Origin of the sequence: Pelomonas sp. Root405 (assembly GCF_001425165.1) — a bacterium.
GTDB lineage: Bacteria > Pseudomonadota > Gammaproteobacteria > Burkholderiales > Burkholderiaceae_C > Pelomonas.
Genome location: NZ_LMDU01000016.1, coordinates 248,756 through 265,898, shown reverse-complemented (window position 1 = coordinate 265,898; position 17,143 = coordinate 248,756). Strand labels below are relative to the sequence as shown.

General features: G+C 66.0%; 14 protein-coding genes and 1 pseudogene. 13 read left to right on the top strand and 2 right to left on the bottom strand.

Annotated elements, in window-relative coordinates; translation table 11 throughout:
• Positions 1–12: 12 nt before the first annotated feature.
• From tadA to ASC81_RS23985, 13 genes and pseudogenes are all read left to right on the top strand, one after another.
• On the top strand, positions 13–558 hold the full coding sequence (gene tadA / locus ASC81_RS24040; protein ID WP_056273168.1) for a tRNA adenosine(34) deaminase TadA: 546 nt from the start codon (positions 13–15) through the stop codon (positions 556–558).
• Positions 555–1,517: an LD-carboxypeptidase gene (locus tag ASC81_RS24035; RefSeq protein WP_056273165.1), complete on the top strand. Its 963-nt coding sequence runs from the start codon at positions 555–557 to the stop codon at positions 1,515–1,517. The genes tadA and ASC81_RS24035 overlap by 4 nt, the downstream gene beginning before the upstream one ends.
• 149 nt (positions 1,518–1,666) lie before the next feature.
• Complete coding sequence (locus ASC81_RS24030; RefSeq protein ID WP_056273164.1) at positions 1,667–3,862, top strand: ABC transporter substrate-binding protein; 2,196 nt, start codon at positions 1,667–1,669, stop codon at positions 3,860–3,862.
• Positions 3,862–4,845 carry an ABC transporter permease gene (locus ASC81_RS24025; RefSeq protein ID WP_056273160.1) on the top strand — a complete coding sequence of 328 codons (984 nt, stop codon included), beginning with the start codon at positions 3,862–3,864 and terminating at the stop codon, positions 4,843–4,845. Before ASC81_RS24030 ends, ASC81_RS24025 begins: the two co-directional genes overlap by 1 nt.
• A 7-nt stretch (positions 4,846–4,852) precedes the next feature.
• Positions 4,853–6,289 carry an ABC transporter permease gene (locus tag ASC81_RS24020; RefSeq protein ID WP_056273158.1) on the top strand — a complete coding sequence of 479 codons (1,437 nt, stop codon included), beginning with the start codon at positions 4,853–4,855 and terminating at the stop codon, positions 6,287–6,289.
• Positions 6,282–8,114: a dipeptide ABC transporter ATP-binding protein gene (locus ASC81_RS24015; RefSeq protein WP_056273156.1), complete on the top strand. Its 1,833-nt coding sequence runs from the start codon at positions 6,282–6,284 to the stop codon at positions 8,112–8,114. The genes ASC81_RS24020 and ASC81_RS24015 overlap by 8 nt, the downstream gene beginning before the upstream one ends.
• Before the next feature lie 248 nt (positions 8,115–8,362).
• Positions 8,363–8,773: pseudogene (locus ASC81_RS28315) on the top strand (TonB-dependent receptor plug domain-containing protein); the annotation flags it as partial.
• Between the two features lie 333 nt (positions 8,774–9,106).
• Positions 9,107–11,116: a TonB-dependent receptor domain-containing protein gene (locus tag ASC81_RS24010; protein ID WP_369820875.1), complete on the top strand. Its 2,010-nt coding sequence runs from the start codon at positions 9,107–9,109 to the stop codon at positions 11,114–11,116.
• Positions 11,117–11,621: 505 nt separating this feature from the next.
• The gene (locus ASC81_RS28205; protein WP_056273151.1) at positions 11,622–12,266 is read left to right on the top strand and encodes a hypothetical protein; all 645 of its coding nucleotides are present in this window, start codon (positions 11,622–11,624) and stop codon (positions 12,264–12,266) included.
• Positions 12,267–12,345: 79 nt separating this feature from the next.
• Complete coding sequence (locus ASC81_RS24000) at positions 12,346–13,170, top strand: MotA/TolQ/ExbB proton channel family protein (RefSeq protein ID WP_056273149.1); 825 nt, start codon at positions 12,346–12,348, stop codon at positions 13,168–13,170.
• A 27-nt stretch (positions 13,171–13,197) separates the two neighbouring features.
• The gene (locus tag ASC81_RS23995; protein WP_056273146.1) at positions 13,198–13,626 is read left to right on the top strand and encodes a biopolymer transporter ExbD; all 429 of its coding nucleotides are present in this window, start codon (positions 13,198–13,200) and stop codon (positions 13,624–13,626) included.
• A 15-nt stretch (positions 13,627–13,641) separates the two neighbouring features.
• Complete coding sequence (locus ASC81_RS23990) at positions 13,642–14,079, top strand: biopolymer transporter ExbD (protein ID WP_200946966.1); 438 nt, start codon at positions 13,642–13,644, stop codon at positions 14,077–14,079.
• A 90-nt stretch (positions 14,080–14,169) separates the two neighbouring features.
• Entirely contained in the window at positions 14,170–15,429 is a 1,260-nt protein-coding gene (locus tag ASC81_RS23985; RefSeq protein WP_156392402.1) for a hypothetical protein, read from the top strand.
• A gap of 65 nt (positions 15,430–15,494) precedes the next feature.
• Here ASC81_RS23985 and ASC81_RS23980 read toward each other — a convergent pair whose 3' ends face one another.
• Positions 15,495–16,253: a 3-hydroxyacyl-CoA dehydrogenase gene (locus ASC81_RS23980; RefSeq protein WP_056273139.1), complete on the bottom strand. Its 759-nt coding sequence runs from the start codon at positions 16,251–16,253 to the stop codon at positions 15,495–15,497.
• Positions 16,254–16,429: 176 nt separating this feature from the next.
• Complete coding sequence (adk, locus tag ASC81_RS23975; protein ID WP_056273138.1) at positions 16,430–17,083, bottom strand: adenylate kinase; 654 nt, start codon at positions 17,081–17,083, stop codon at positions 16,430–16,432.
• Positions 17,084–17,143: the final 60 nt, after the last annotated feature.

The following is a 17,143-nucleotide window of genomic DNA, read 5'->3' as shown; positions in this document are numbered from 1 at the left end:
CTGCCGCCCCTGATGACCGAGCCCCTCTTCACGCCCGCCGACGAGTACGCGATGCGGCTTGCGCTGGACCAGGCCCAGAACGCCTGGCTGGTGGGCGAGGTGCCGGTGGGCGCCGTCATCACGCGTGGCGGCCAGGTCGTTGCGACCGGCTACAACCGTCCGATCACCACGCACGACCCGACGGCCCACGCGGAGATCGTCGCCCTGCGCCACGCCGCCACGTTGCTGGAGAACTACCGGCTGCCGGAGTGTGAACTCTTCGTGACGCTGGAGCCCTGCGCGATGTGCGCGATGGCGCTGATGCATGCGCGCTTCAAGCGCGTGGTCTTCGCGGCGCGTGACCCCAAGACGGGCGTGGCCGGCTCGGTCATCGACCTGTTCGGCCAGCCCCAGCTCAACCATCACACGCGCGTCGAGAGCGGGCTGCTGGCCGATGCGTCGGCCCAGCTGCTGCGCGACTTCTTCAACGAGCGCCGCGAGGCCGCCCGTGCGCGCCGCGCGGAGCGACAAGGGCTGATCCCGACCGGCGAAGCCACGCACCTGGACGACACCGCATGACCTCCCTGACGCTGTTCACCCCCGCCGGCGCGCTTGCCAGGGCGGGGAACCTGAAGCGCGCCGCCAAGCGGCTCGCGCAGTTCGGCTTCGAGGTCGAGACCGACACCGATGCGCTCGCCCGGCACCAGCGCTTTGCCGGCGACGACGCCACGCGCCTCGCGGCCCTGCACCGCATCGCCGATGCCGCGCCGTCCATCGCGTTGGCCACGCGCGGCGGCTACGGCATGACGCGGCTGCTGGACCAGATCGACTGGGCCCGCATCGCCCGCAGCGTCGAGCATGGCACGCGCTGGGTCGGCTACAGCGACTTGACCGCGCTGCAGAACGGCTTCATCGCACGCCACAAGGGCTTGTCGATGTGGGCCGGCCCGCTGGCCTGCGACGACTTCGGCCGCAGCGACGCCGAGGGCGGTGTCGACGAGGTCACGCGCGACTGCTTTCTGGAGGCGATGAGCGGCGCGCTGGAGGCGGTGGGTTTCCGCGAACCGACGGGCGGCTTCGACGGCCTGGAGGCGCGCGGCCGGCTCTGGGGCGGCAACCTGACGGTGCTGTGCTCGCTGCTGGGCACGCCGCACTGGCCCAAGGTCAAGGGCGGCATCCTGTTCCTGGAAGACATCAACGAGCACCCCTACCGCGTCGAGCGCCAACTCCTGCAGCTGCAGCAGGCCGGCGTCATCGATGCGCAAGCGGCGGTGCTGCTGGGTGATTTCAGCGGTGCGGCCAAGTCGCCGCTGGACCGCGGTTATGGCATCAAGGACGCGGTGGCCGCGCTGCGCGCCCGCACGAAGACGCCGGTGCTGACGGGCCTGCCCTTCGGCCACATCCGCACCAAGGTCTGCCTGCCGGTGGGCGGCATGGTGGAGCTGTACGTGCAGGGCCGCGAGGCCATCGTCGGCTGGCAGTCGGACCCGCGCCTGGCGCACGCTGGGCACGACCACCACGACCACCACCATCACTGAAGTCACACCGGGTTTTCCACGCCGCCTCATGCGGGTGTGGTGACCTTGTATAGACGAGTTGCGCGTCTATGATCCGGCCCCTCGCCTCGGCCTGCGCCGGGGCGCTTGTTTTTCGAGGGCGCAGTGTGGCGGCAGTTTTCGCATGGACGGTGAGGGGCTTGGGCGCGCTGGCGTTCACCCTGCTTGCCGGTTGCAATAACAGCCCGCACCCCCTCGGCGCCGAGCGCGAGAACACGCTCTACATGGCATTCGCGGAGCGCTCGCCGCGCTACCTGGACCCGACCTCGTCATACACCGCGCCCGAGAGCACCTATGTCTACGAGATCAGCGAGCCACCCTACGGCTACCACCCGCTCAAGCGTCCCTACACGCTGATCCCACGCGCGGCGTCGGCGCTGGCCAAACCCTACTTTCTGGATGCACAGGGCCGGCGCCTGCCCGACGATGCGCCGGACGAGCAGATTGCGCAGGCGGTCTACGACGTGCCCATCCGCCCCGGCCTGAGATGGGCGCCGCACCCGGCCTTCGCCAAGGACGCAAAGGGCCGCTACCGCTATCACCAGCTCAAGCCCGGTGAGCTGGGCGACAAGCGCAGCCCGTTGGCTTTCGAGCACCAGGGCACGCGCGAGGTGGTGGCCGAGGATTTCGTCTATGCGCTCAAGCGCCATGCCAGCCCGCGCCTGGAGGCGCCGGTGGCGGCGGTGTTCTCGGAGCATGTGGTGGGGCTCAAGGACTACATCGCGCTGCTCAAGCGTGAGAGCCAGAAACAGCTGACTGGCCTGCCGGAGAACCTGGCCGACAAGCCCTTCCTGGATCTGCGCCGCTGGCCGCTGGCCGGTGCCGAGGCGGTGGGCGATCACCTGCTGCGCATCCGGCTGAAGGGCCGCTATCCGCAGTGGCAATACTGGCTGGCCACCGCCTTCACGGCGGCCATCCCCTGGGAGGTGGATGCCTTCTACGCCCAGGCCGGGATGGCCGCCAACTCGCTGAGCTGGAACCGGTGGCCCGTCGGCAGTGGCCCCTTCATGATGACCGAGTACGTGCAGGACCGCCGGCACGTGATGAGCCGCAACCCGAACTACCGGGTTGAGACCTACCCCTGCGACGGCAGCCCCGGTGACGCGGAGGCCGGGCTGCTGGCCGACTGCGGCAAGCGCCTGCCTTTTGTCGACAAGGTCGTGGCGATCAACGTGAAGGAGAGGGTGCCGATCCGGGAGTTGTTCATGCAGGGCTATCTCGACCTGCCTGAGATGGACCGTGCGGACTGGGGCGTGACCCTGGGCGTGGACCGCGACGACTCGGACGAGGTCAGGGCCTTTTATGAGCGGCGTGGCTTCAAGCTGCCGATGGATGTCGACATCTCCAACTGGTATCTCGGCTTCAACTGGCTGGACCCCGTCGTTGGCCAGGGCGACACGCCCGACCAGCAGCGCCGCAACCGCGCGCTGCGCCAGGCCATCTCCATCGCCATCGACTGGGAGGAGGGCTATGGCCGCATCTTCCGCGACAAGGGTGGCGACGCGGCCCACGGGCCCATCCCGCCGGGCGTGTTCGGCTCGCGCGAGGGCCAGGCCGGCGAGTTCAACCCGGTCACGCACCGGCTCGTCGACGGCAAGCCGGTGCGCCGGCCCATCGCCGACGCACACCAGTTGATGATCGAAGCCGGCTACCCCGGCGGCCGCGACGTGAAGACCGGCAAGCCGCTGGTGCTGAACTACGACTTCCAACGCGTCGTCACGCCGGAACTCAAGGCCGAGAACGACTGGCTGGTGCGCCAGTTCGCCAAGCTCGGCATTCAGCTGGACATCCGCGCCACCGACTTCAACCAGTTCCAGGAAAAGATCCTCAAGGGCAAGCACCAGATCTTCTGGTGGGGCTGGTTCGCCGACTACCCCGATGCGGAGAACTTCCTCTTCCTGCTCTACGGTCCGAACGCCAAGAGCCTGCACGAGGGCGAGAACACGGCCAACTACGCCAACCCCGAGTTCGACCGGCTCTACCGCAAGCTGCAGTCGCTGGAAGACGGGCCCGAGAAGGCCCGGGTGATGGCGCAGATGAACGACATCGCCCGCCAGGACGCACCCTGGGCCTGGGGCTACTGGAGTTATTCGGCGATGGCCTTCCAGCGCTGGGTACACAACGGCAAACCGGGCGTCGTCGTGCGCGACCGGGCGCGCTACCTGCGTGTCGACACCGAGGACCGCGCGCGCAGCATCGCCGAGTGGAACCGGCCGGTCTGGTGGCCGCTGCTCGCGCTGGCCGCCGGCGGCCTGGCCATCTTCATCGCCACCCGCCGCGCCTGGCGCGCGCGCGAAACGGCCACTGCCCTGGGAGGCGGGCGCTGATGCTCGGCTTCGTCATGCGCCGTCTGGCCTATGGCCTGGCCATCCTGGTCGGGGTCAACCTCTTCACCTTTGTGCTGTTCTTCTCGGTCAACACGCCGGACGACATGGCGCGGCTGAACATCGGCGGCAAGCGCATCACGCAGGACCAGATTGAGACCTGGAAGCAGGAGCGCGGCTATGACAAACCGCTCTACTTCGACGCCAGCAAGGCCGGCGCCGAGCAGTTCACTCACACCATCCTGTGGGAACGCTCGGTCAGCCTGTTCGCGCTCGACTTCGGCAAGAGCGATGCGCGCCAGGCCGTCAACATCGGCCACGAGGTGAAGGTACGCATGGGCGTGAGCCTGGCGCTGGCGCTGCCGCTGTTCATCCTGCAGGTCATCGTCAGCGTGGCGTTCGCGCTGCTGCTGGTCTTCTTCCGCAACAGCCGGATCGACTTCTGGGGCGTCGTGCTGTGCGTGCTGATGCTGTCGATCAGCAGCCTGTTCTACATCATCGTCGGCCAGTTCCTGTTCGCCCGCGTGCTCAAGCTGGTGCCCATGAACGGCTTCGCGCCGGGGCTGGATGCGGTGCGCTTCCTGGCCCTGCCCATCCTGCTGTCGCTGCTGTCGCGGCTGGGTGGCGAGGCGCGGCTGTACCGGGCCATGTTCCTGGAAGAGATGGGCAAGGACTATGTGCGCACCGCGCGTGCCAAGGGCCTGTCCGAGGGCCGCGTACTCAGCCGTCATGTGCTGCGCAATGCCCTCATCCCCATCATCACCAGCGCCGGCAGCTATCTGCCCTATGTCTTCCTCGGCAGCCTGGTATTCGAGAGCTTCTTCGGCATACCCGGCCTGGGCGCCTTCGTCATCGAGGCCATCACGGGCCAGGACTTCGCCATCGTGCGGACCATGGTCTTCCTCGGTGCGCTGCTCTACATCGCCAGCAATGCGCTGATCGACATCGTCTACACGTGGGTTGATCCCCGTGTCCGGTTGCAGTGAGCCTGCAATGAAGCTCGTCCTGCTCTGGACCGACCTGGCGCTGTGGCTGATGGTGGCGGCCATCGCCGCATATGCGTTGCGGGTACGACGCCAGCCGCATCTGCGTGCGACCTGGGAGCGCGTGCTGCGCGACCCGATCGCCGCCAGCGCCGGTGTGGTGATGGCCGCGTTCTTGCTGGTCACGATGATCGACAGCGTCCATCTGCGCCGCGCGCTGCCTGTGGCTGCCGGGGAGGCCGCCGTCTACGACACGCGCACGCTGTCCACGCTGGACCTGCTGCTGGAGCGCCAGATCGGCATGCGCGAGGTCAGCTATTCGCTGCCGCTGGGCACGCATGGCTTCAACAAGGAAAGCGTCGTTGAGCCGGACGGCAGCGTTCGCCGTGACTATCCGCGGCTGAAGTTCGCCGGTGCGCACCTGAGCGACCCGGCCACGCAATGGGCGCGCGATGTGGCGATGCGCGCCGGCAGCGGCCTGGCCGCGGGCCTGGGCGTCGCGCTGCTTCTGGTCGTGCTGAGCGCGGGGCTGCTGGCGAGGCGACACGGCGGTTGGCGTGCCGCGCTGGCTGACCTGGCCGCCGACCGCACGGTCTATCCGCTGCGCGCCATCCTCGTCACGCTGACGGTCCTGCTGCTGCTGGCCGGTGCCGTCGTCGCGCTGATGCCCTGGTACCACGTGTTTGGCACCGACCGCACCGGCAACGACGTTCTCGTGCAGGCGCTCAAGAGCGTGCGCACGGCCTTTGTCGTCGGTGCGCTGTCGACGCTGGCGACGCTGCCTTTCGCGCTGCTGCTGGGCGTGCTGGCCGGCTACTACAAGGGCTGGGTCGACGACGTCATTCAGTACCTCTACACGACGCTGAGCTCGGTGCCCAATGTGCTGCTGATCGCCGCCTGCGTGTTGATGGTGCAGGTCTACTTCGACAAGAACCCCGACGCCTTCGAGACCGCCGTGGAGCGCTCGGACGTGAAGATGCTGATGCTCTGCCTCATCCTCGGCCTGACCGGCTGGGCCGGGCTGTGCCGACTGGTGCGGGCTGAGACCCTGAAGCTGCGCGAGCTGGACCATGTGCAGGCGGCAACGGCCTTTGGCGTCGGCGACCTTCGCATCATGGCGCGCCACATCGTGCCCAATGTGATGCACCTGGTGCTGATCACGGTGGTGCTAAGCTTCTCCGAGCTGATCCTGTATGAAGCGGTGCTGACCTATGTCGGCGTCGGCGTGGACCCGGTGATGAACAGCTTCGGCGGCATGATCAACCTGGCCCGCTCGGAGATGTCGCGCGACCCCGTCGTGTGGTGGAGCTTCGCGGCGGCCTTCGGTTTCATGGTGAGCCTGGTGCTCGCGGCCAACCTGTTCGCCGACGGTGTGCGCGACGCCTTCAATCCCAAGGCGCGCTCGACGCGTCCCCGCGTCTTGCAACGCAGGGCCAACCATGCTTGAGATCGACGACCTGCAAGTGGCCCTGGATGCCGACGCGGGCCTGGTGCGCGCCATCGACGGCATGCGACTGAGCCTGTCCCGCGGCGAGACCTTTGCCCTGGTCGGCGAGAGCGGCTGCGGCAAAAGCATGACGGCGCTGGCGCTGATGCGGCTGCTGCCCGAGAACGGCCGCATCACGGCGGGCGCCGTGCGACTCGATGGGCAGGACCTGCTGGCCCTGCCCGAGGGCCGCATGCGCGAAGTGCGGGGTGGCCGCATCTCGATGATCTTCCAGGAGCCGTCGACCAGCCTGAACCCGATCATGCGCGTCGGCGACCAGATCGTCGAAGCCATCGAAGCGCACACGCCGCTGCGTGGTGCTGCAGCCCGGGCCAAGGCCATCGACTGGCTGACGCGGGTCGGCATCCCCGAGCCGGCGCGGCGCATCGACGACTACCCGTTCCGGCTGTCCGGTGGCCAGAAGCAGCGCGTGATGATCGCCATCGCGCTTGCCGCCGAACCGGACTACCTGATCGCCGATGAACCCACGACCGCGCTGGACGTGACCATTCAGGCGCAGATCCTCGACCTCATCCGCGACCTGCAGCGCGAACGCCAGCTCGGGGTGCTGCTGATCACGCACGACCTCGCCGTGGTCAGCGGCATGGCGCATCGGGTCGCGCTGATGTATGCCGGCCAGATCATCGAAGTGGCGCCGGCGGCGCAGTTCTTTGCGGCGCCCAGGCACCCCTATGCGCGCCTGCTGCTGCAGGCCCTGCCCGATGCCGCACGGCGCGGCCAGCCGCTGGCAGCGATTGCCGGCACGGTGCCACCGCTGTGGCTGGACTTCGCCGGCTGCCGCTTCTGGCCGCGCTGCGACAAGGCCATGGGCCATTGCGCCGGCACGGCGCCCCAGTTGACCGAGGAAGGCCCGCAACACCAAGTGCGCTGCCTGCTCTACAGCCAGCCGGGTGAGGCGCTGCCGCGAGCCGCCGCTGTGCCCAAGGCCTTGCCGTCCATGCCGCCAGGGCAGGGTGCGCCGCTGCTTGACGTGCGCGATCTGCGCGTGCGTTTCATGTTGAAGGCGCCGCCGTTCGCGCGCGGCCCGCGGCACTTCGACGCGGTTGACGGCATCGGCTTCCAGCTGCATGCGGGCCGCACGCTGGCCCTGGTCGGCGAATCCGGCTGCGGCAAGACGACGTCGGGCAAGGCCATCGTGCAGCTGCTGCGGCGCCAGGCCCGCATCAGCGGGCAGGCGATGTTCGAGGGCCGGGATTTGTTCAAGCTGGATGGCCAGGCGCTGCGCCAGGCGCGACGCCAGGTCCAGATCATCTTCCAGGACCCGTTCGGGTCGCTGAACCCGCGCATGCGCGTGGCCGAGGTGCTGCAGGAGGGCCTCATCGCTTTGCGCCCCGACCTGGATGCGGCGCATCGCCTGGCCCGGCTGCACGTGCTGGTCGACCAGGTCGGCCTGCGTCGTGACGCGCTGGAGCGCTGGCCGCACGAGTTCTCCGGCGGCCAGCGCCAGCGCATCGCCATCGCCCGGGCCCTGGCCGTCGAGCCGCGCCTCATCGTCTGCGATGAACCGACGTCGGCGCTGGATGTGTCCGTGCAGGCGCAGATCCTGAACCTGCTGCGTGAACTGCAGCGCGAGCAAGGCCTGGCCTATCTCTTCATCACGCACAACATTGGCGTCGTCGAGTACATCGCCGATGACATCGCGGTGATGCAGGCCGGGCGCATCGTCGAACACGGCGGCTGTGCAGCGGTGCTTGCACAGCCGCGCGAAAACTTCACACGCCAGCTGCTGGCGGCGGTGCCGCGGTTGCTTGTTCCTGCGCTGTAACCACGTCGCGTGGCGACAACGTTGCAGCTTCGCCTCTAGGGGGTGGTGCCAATACTTAGTTAGCCAAATCAACGAGTTACATAGGCATGCGGTTTGGCTAGGGACTTTCCGGGGGCTGGGGTCATGTTGCGCCCGCACAAACTCGCCGCGCCCGGAATCTGAGCCTATCGCTCAGCCACGGATTGGCCCCATCGGGCCAGCACCGCCGCCGCGTATCACGGCGGGTCCCTACTCTTCGAGGAGTCTCAATGTTCAAAAAAACTACCGTCACGTGCGCCATCCTGGCCCTGGTCGCCAGTTCCGTTCTGGCCCAGGAGGCCCAGAAGCTGGAACGCATCCAGATCACCGGTTCCAGCATCAAGCGAGTCGAATCGGAAACCGCATTGCCGGTGACGGTCATTTCGCGGGACGCCATCGAGAAGTCCGGCGCGACGAACATTGAGGACATCCTGCGCCGCCTGTCGGTCAATTCGGCCCAGCTGTCTGACTCGACGCAAGGCGCTGGCTATGCGACCAGCAACGCCAATCTGCGTGGCCTCGGCGCCAACTCGACACTCGTTTTGTTGAACGGCCGCCGCCTGGCCGGCCACCCCTTCGGGTCCATCGGCGGCTCGGTCGCGGTGGACCTGAACAGCATCCCCTTTGCCGCCATCGAGCGCATCGAGGTCCTGCGCGACGGCGCCTCCGCCGTCTACGGCACCGATGCCGTTGCTGGCGTCATCAACTTCATCACGCGCAAGGACTACGACAAGGGTGAACTGACGCTGCGCTACGGCCAGCCCGAAAAGAATGTCGGCGGTAAGGAGCATGGCGGTTCGCTGGCCTTCGGCACCGGCAACCTCGACAAGGACGGCTACAACTTCCTCGTCACGGCCAACATCAAGGAGCAGACCCGCATCGAGGCGGCAAAGCAGGGCTGGTACTGGCGTCATGAACAGGAAGTGCCGGGTTCCATCCCGCCGACCTCCTTTCGCGCGTACCCTGGCCGGCTGATGGAGATCGGCATCACGCCGGGGGCCTATTCCAACCCCGGCGCAAGCATGGCGGCGTGCGATCCGGCCAACTCAGTCGTACAGGTCGCCGGCAAAACGCCGAACGGCGCGGATGACGTGAAGCGTTGCCGCGCTGTCTACGCGGCCATGCTTGACAACCTGCCCGACAGCACCAAGACCGATCTGTTCGCGCGTGGAACCTTCAAGATCGACGCCGACAACCAGTGGTTTGTCGAGGCCTCCGCCGCACGCAATCACACGACCGGTCGCGCGGCGCCCACTCCCATCGACGGCACCGCAATGAAAGTGCGCGCTGACGGCACCTACCCGTTGGTGCTTATGCCGACGAACAGCAAGTACTTTCCGACAGCGCTGCTGACCCGCCTGGGCTACACCCCGGCGCACTACACCTCCTTCACCGACCCGGTCTCCGGACAGGCCTTCACGGATATCTCCTACCGCTCACTGGACCGTGGCAACCGCGTCAGCGACAACACCAATGAGCAATACCGCGTCGTCGTTGGCGCGACCGGCCTGTTCTCCGGCTGGGACTACGACATCGGCCTGAACCTGGCACAGGCCCGCGGCACGCTGAACTACAGCGGCTATCTGCTCGAAGAGCCCTTCCTGGCCGCGATGCGGACTGGCAACGTCAACCCCTTCGGTCCCAACGATGCGGCAGGTGTGGCGTTGCTGGATGGCGCTTCGCTGGAGGGCAAGGTTCGCCAGTCGAAGGGCACGACGCTGGTTTTGGACGCCAAGGCCAGCCGTGAGCTGATGCCGATGGCCGGCGGCATGATGGCCATCGCCGTGGGTATCGACCTGCGTCGAGAGAAGGCCGACGACAAGCCGACCAATGCCGAGTACTCCAAGGGGTCGCACATCGGTGGCGAAGGCTCGGTGCCTGCCACCTCTGCCAGCCGCAGCATTTCGGCGGTCTACAGCGAACTGTCGCTGCCGTTCGCGAAGGGCTGGGAGGCTTCCGTCGCCGCGCGTTATGACCGCTACAGCGACTTCGGCAGCAGCTTCAACCCGCGTGTCGCATTGCGTTTCCAGCCGAGCAAGGAAATGCTGTTCCGCGCCAGCGCTGGAACCGGCTTCCGCGCCCCCACGCTGTGGGACGTGAACAGCCCCGTGTCCAACACCAACACGGCCGACCCTCAGGTCGATCCGGAATGCCCGGCCAGCGCACAGCCTGACGATCCGCGTTGCAACACCCAGTTCAACGTGCGCCTGTCCAGCGACAAGAGCCTGAAGGCAGAGAAGAGCCGCCAGTTCGCACTGGGCGCGGTCTTCGAGCCGATGCGTGATCTCAGCATCGCAGTCGACTATTGGAATATCCAAAAGCGTGACCAGATCGGCGTGATCAGCGGCGACACGCTGATGGCCGAGCCCGGCCTTTACACCCGCTACAAGGCGCGCGTGAAGCGCTCCCCAACCACCGGCTTCATCTCCTACATCGAAACGCCGGTCGAGAACCTGGGCGAACTCAAGACCGCCGGCTTCGACATCGACGTGCGGGCTGCGCTGCCGCTCGGCGATTGGGGTCGACTCGGTTTGGGCTTTGCTGCCACCCGTACCTTGAAGTACGAGTTGCAGAACGGCAAGGACCTGCCCTTCACCGACTACGTTGGCAAGTCGCTAGGCGGCAACCCGCCGGTGCCCGATTGGCAGCACACGCTGTCCTTCGACTGGACGTTGGGTTCCTGGAACGTCGCGCTGGAGAACGTGTTCACCAAGGGCTGGCAGGAATCGGCGGCCGTGGTCAATACCAACCTCGGGGTCGACGCACCTTACGACGTGAAGGACACAAGCCGCTGGAACCTCGCTGTCAGCTACCGCGGCTTCAAGGACCTGCGCCTGACGCTCGGCGCGCGCAACGCCTTTGACCAGGATCCGCCGTTTGTCGCGTCGTCGAGCTACGGGTCGCATGCTGCAGGCTTTGCCGGCTCCTTTGCCGATCCGCGAGGCCGGTTCATCTACGGCACCGTGACGTATCAATTCAAGTGATTGGCGCGTCGTCCGCAACCGTGCCGACATGAGTCGTCGCATCGGTTGATGTCGGCGACTGGCCAGGCCGGGGAGTGTGTCAAACACGTTCCCCGGCAGTTGTTCACGAGTCTGCTGTAGTTGCGTCTTGCGTTCGGCGCTGTAATCAGTCTGTTTCCTCTTTCCGGGTTAGCCCCAAGAGGGGGGGCGAATCACGGGGCTAAGATGCTCGCATGGCCAGTTTTGGCCGGTGGTGTAGTGTTTTTTTGCACCAGGTTCGTGGCGATGAAACGCGTGCCCGACGGCCTCAGCCACCGGGCGTTTTTTTTGGCCAGAACGGGTGTAAAGATAGCTTGCGCCCCCGGCGGACTGCGTGTTTTCGAAGAAGCCGGATCCTTACTTCCGCGATCTAGAATGCACGTCCTTTGGGAACTCGTTGACGGCAGGAGCGCAACTTCCGCCGGACGTGGCCGCTTTGCTGGAAGAAGTCATTGACTGTGATTTGTAGTTGCAAGAAGGAGCGCGCATGAATTTTGCGCAGGAGAAGCAGGGCGCGTCCCGGTTCACGGGCTTCGGTGTCGTGATCCTGATCCACGTCGTGGCCATCTGGGCCCTGGCCAGTGGCCTGGCTCGCGACATCGTCAAAAAGGTCAGCGGCCCCATCGATGTCAAGGTGATCGAGGAGAAGGTCAAGCCGCCGCCGCCGCCCGAGAAGGTCGTGCCGCCGCCGCCGGACCTCAAGGCGCCGCCGCCGCCGTTCGTGCCGCCGCCCGAGTTCCAGGTGACGGCGCCCGCGCCGCCGGCTCCGGCTATCCAGTCCACCCAGGTGGCCCCCCCCGCCGTGGCCGAGATCCGTCCGGCCCCGCCGCCGGCCCCGGTGGCACCGCCCGCAGCACCCCGGCCGACCAAGGTTACCGCCGGCATGGTCTGCACCAAGATGAGCAAGCCTGAAGTGCCGTCGGTCAACTGGAGCGGCGAAGCCCTCTACAAAGCCGTTGCCACCGTCAAGGCCGGTCGCGTGACGGCCGTCGAGATCACCTCGCTGCGTGGTGGCGTGGACCGCAAGGCGCAACGCGCCCTCGTCCAGGCCATCGAAGCGACGCTGCGGGACACCTACGAATGCCCAGGCGATCACGTGTTCGAGCAGGAGTTCCAGTTCAAGATCGAATAAGAGACCTCGCTTCGAACCCGGCGCCAGACCGGCGCTTCCAGAACCGCATAAACCAGAATTTTTCCTAGGAGTTGACTCCATGATTTCTCGCATCACCGGCTTCCTGGCCGCTATCGCCATGGCCGCGACCTTGGCCGTTTCGCCCGTTCAAGCACAAGACCAAACGCCGGCTGGCGCCGCTTCGGCGGCCGTGGTTGACGCCGCCGCTGCTCCGGCCGCCGCCGCCTCGAAGCCTCAAGATAATCCCTACAGCCTGGCCAATATCGCGGCGCACGGAAACGTCGTCGACCAGGTCGTGTTGGTCATCCTGGCCCTGATGTCCATGGGTTCCTGGTACATCTTGGTTGTCCGCCTGTGGGACACCAGCAAGCTGCAATCGGAAGCCAAGGAAGTCCGCGCCACCTTCTTCAAGAAGGCCAGCCTGGCTGACGGCATCAAGAGCCTGAAGGAAGAAAGCGCCTTCCGCTACATCGCCACCACGGCCATCGAGGCCTCGGAGCATCACGAAGGCGCCCTGACCGAGAACATCGACCACAGCAGCTGGGTAACGATGAACGTCGACCGCGCCGTCGCCGACGTCAGCACCAAGATCTCTGCCGGTCTGGGTTTCCTGGCCACCGTTGGTTCGACCTCTCCCTTCATCGGCCTGTTCGGTACGGTGTGGGGCATTCTGAACGCGCTGACTGCCATCGGTCTGGCCGGCCAGGCGTCCATCGACAAAGTTGCCGGCCCCGTGGGTGCCGCACTGATCATGACGGCTCTCGGCCTGGTGGTCGCCGTGCCGGCGGTGCTGGGCTACAACTGGCTGGTCAACCGCAACAAGGCCGTCATGAGCCAGGTCCGCGCCTTCGCGGGCGACCTGCATGGCGTGCTGATGGGTAACCGCTCGGTCGCCAAGCGCTAAGCCCGGCCGCTCACAGGAGCCAATGCCATGGGCATGAATGTCGGATCCTCTTCCGGCGAGGACGAAGTTAACTCCACCATCAACACCACGCCCCTCGTGGACGTGATGTTGGTGATGTTGATCATCTTCCTCATCACCGTGCCGGTGGTGACGCAATCGATCGCGTTGAATCTCCCCAAGGAGACCAACCAGGTCCGCGTCACCAAGCCGGAAAACATCGAACTCTCGGTCGCCAAGGACGGCGAAGTCTATTGGGGTGCCAAGCTGGTTCCTGACATGGAGGAGCTGGTCAAGCGCCTCGGCAAGGAATCGGTCAAGAACCCGCAACCCGAGGTGCACATCCGCGGCGACGACAAGTCACGCTACGAGTCGGTCGGTCGTGTGATCTTCGCCTGCCAGCGCGCCGGCATCATGAAGATCAACTTCGTCACCGAGCCGCCGTCGCGTGGCGGTTGATCTCAGGAGCCGAGTATGGGAATGAATGTTGGAAGTTCTTCGGGGAGCAGCGAACCCGAAGTCATGATGGACGTCAACACGACGCCGCTGATTGACGTGATGCTGGTCCTGCTGGTGATGTTGATCATCACCATCCCGATTCAGTTGCATACCGTCAACCTGGACATGCCGCCGCCGAGCTCGAACCCGCCGACGGAGGAGCCGGTCGTGCACACCGTCATGATCGACTTCGACGGCACGATCTATTGGGACGCCGAAGCGCTGCCCAACCAGGCCGCCGTCGACGCCAAGATGCAGGAGATCGGCGCGTTGCCGGTCAGCGGTCAACCGGAAATCCACATCAAGCCGAACAAGCTCGTGGATTACGGGGTGGTCGCTGCTGTCATGGCCTCAGCCCAGCGCAACAGCGTCAAGAAGATGGGCATGGTTGGTAACGAGCAATACGTCAAGTGACGTGGATCCCGGTCAGCACCAAGGCACGCTGAAACGTTGAATGCGCGCTGCCCGAAAGGGCGGCGCGTTTTTGCTTTGCAGGAGAGCAAGTTGAAGATTTTGAAAACCATGGTTGCCGTCGCCGTTGGCGCTCTCGCACTGTCGCTCAATGGTGCACCCGGCGCGGAGTTCGGATTCAGCCAGGCGGCTGCCCAAGACAGCGTGCGCAAGGAAGTCGGCACGCCATTGACCGAGGCCAGCAGGCTGGTCAAGGGTGGCAAGTACAAGGAAGCGCTGGCCAAGCTGCGTGAAGCCGAGGCTGTCGGTGGCCGCACGGCTGGCGAGACCAATGCCATCGAGGGCGTGCGCTTTTCCGCCGCCATGGGCGCCAGTGATCCCGACACGATGGCGCGTTCCTTTGACGTCCTGAAGGGCGCCGGCAAGCTGTCGCAAGCCCAGCAGCTGCAATACATGGAAGCCATCGCCGGCACCTACCTGCGCAACAGGGACAACGGCAAGGCCCTGAACTGGGCGCAGCGCTACTTCAAGGAAGGCGGCAACAGCCCGACCATGAAGCAGGTGCAGCAGAACGCGCAGTTCCTGTCGGGCGACATGACCTCCACCATCAAGGACACGCTGGACGAGATCGCCGCCGACGAGCGCGCCGGCCGTGCGCCTTCCAAAGACAAGCTCAACCTGCTGCTGTTCGCGGCGCAGAAGAAAGGCGATGCCAACGCCGAAAGCGTCGCGACCGAGAAGCTGCTGAACTACTACCCCGATCCCAAGCTCTGGGCACAGATCCTCGGCGGCCTGCCGCAGAAGAAGAGCTTCGACAGCAACCGCTTCCAGCTCGACCTCTACCGGCTGCGCCTGGCCACCGGCAATATGTCGCGGGGCGCCGAGGACTACATGGAGATGGCGCAGTTGGCCGCCCAGGCCGGCTATCCCGAAGAGGGCAAGCAGGTCGTCGACAAGGGCTTCGCGGCCGGCGTGCTGGGCCAGGGTGCCGAAGGTGCCCGCCACAAGCGATTGGCCGACCTGATGACCAAGAAGATCGCAGAAGGTAAGGCCGCGGCAGCAGCCAACGAGAAGGCGGCCGAGGAGGCCAAGGACGGCAACGCCTTCGTGACGCTGGGCCTGGCCAACGCCTTCGGCGGCAATGCCAAGAAGGGCATCTCGCAGATCGAACAAGGTATCGAGAAGGGCAACCTGAAGCGTCCCGAGGACGCCAAGCTCTATCTCGGCCTGGCGCACATGCTCGCGGGTGAAAGTGCCAAGGCGCAAGCCGCCTGGCGCTCGGTAAAGGGCACGGACGGTGCGGCCGACTTGGCGCGCCTGTGGGTCATCCAGTCGCGTTCCGCGAAGCGTTGATCGACTGACCTTGAAATGAAAAGGGCCTGGCGCGAACCAGGCCCTTTTTCATTGCGAGCGCAGAGTCATTTCGGCGCCAGCCGGATCGCGCCGTCCAGGCGGATGACCTCGCCGTTGAGCATGTCATTCGTGACGATCTGATGCACCAGCTTGGCGTAGTCGCCGGGGGTGCCCAGTCGGCTCGGGAAAGGCACGCTGGCGGCGAGCGCGTCCTGCACCTCCTGCGGCATGCCGAACAGCATCGGCGTGCCGAAGATCCCGGGCGCGATGGTCATGTTGCGGATGCCATTGCGCGCCAGGTCGCGAGCGATGGGTAGCGTCATGCCGACCACGCCGCCCTTGGACGCCGCGTAGGCGGCCTGGCCGATCTGACCGTCGTAGGCCGCGACGGAAGCTGTCGATATGAGCACACCGCGCTCGCCGGTGGCTTCCGGCGCGTTCTTGGCCATGGCCTCGGCGGCCAGGCGGATCATGTTGAAGCTGCCGATCAAGTTGACCGTGATGGTCTTGCTGAAGGCCGCGAGCGGGTGGGCGCCCTCCTTGCCGACCGTCTTGATGGCGGGCGCAATGCCGGCGCAGTTGACGAGGCCCACCAGCTTGCCCAGACCGGTGGCGGCAGCCACGGCGGCCTGGCCGTCCGCCTCCTGGCTGACATCGCACTTGACGAAGACGCCGCCGATCTCCGCCGCCACCGCCTGGCCACGCTCGACCTGCAGGTCAGCGATGACGACCTTGGCGCCATTGGCGGCCAGCATGCGGGCCGTGCCTTCGCCGAGTCCCGAGGCGCCGCCGGTGACGATGAACACCTTGCCTGCAATTTCCATGATGAGGATCTCCTGGGTTGATTGACGTAAACGTCAATTGTGGCCGAGGAAGGCGACCCTCTCGGTCAACCACGAGCGCTTGATCGATACCGCGGGCGCGCTTCGTCCTAGGGCTGCGCGGAGACAAAAAAGCCGCAGGGCCCTAAGGCGCCGCGGCTTGGTACGGGACAGGCGGATCAGGCCAGCGCAGCCAGCGCCTTCTTCATGATGTCGTCCACTGAACCGACGCCTTCGATGCGGCGGTACTTGGGCGCATTGGCGTCGCCGGTGGCGGCCCATTGCGAGTAGTAGTCGACCAGCGGTCGCGTCTGCGCGGAGTAGACATCCAGGCGCTTCTTGACGGTCTCTTCCTTGTCGTCTTCGCGTTGGATCAGGTCCTCGCCGGTCTCGTCATCCTTGCCTTCGACCTTCGGCGGATTGAACGTGACGTGATACGTGCGGCCCGAGGCCACGTGCACACGGCGGCCGCTCATGCGCTCGATGATGGCGTCGAAGGGCACGTCGATCTCGAGCACGTAGTCCAGCTTGACGCCGGCCGCCTTCATGGCATCGGCCTGAGGAATGGTGCGCGGGAAGCCGTCGAACAGGAAGCCCTTGGCGCAGTCGGGCTGTGCAATGCGTTCCTTGACCAAGCCGATGATGATGTCGTCGCTGACCAGGGCGCCCGAATCCATGACGGCCTTGGCGGCCAGACCCATCTGCGTGCCGGCCTTGATCGCCGCGCGCAGCATGTCACCGGTGGAGATCTGCGGAATACCGAATTGCTTGCAGATGAAGGCAGCTTGGGTGCCTTTGCCGGCGCCCGGGGCGCCCAGAAGGATCAATCGCATGGGTCTCCTCGTCCTATTTTTCCCATGAACGGGCTGTTAAAAAGGCCCGCTCGGGTCAGC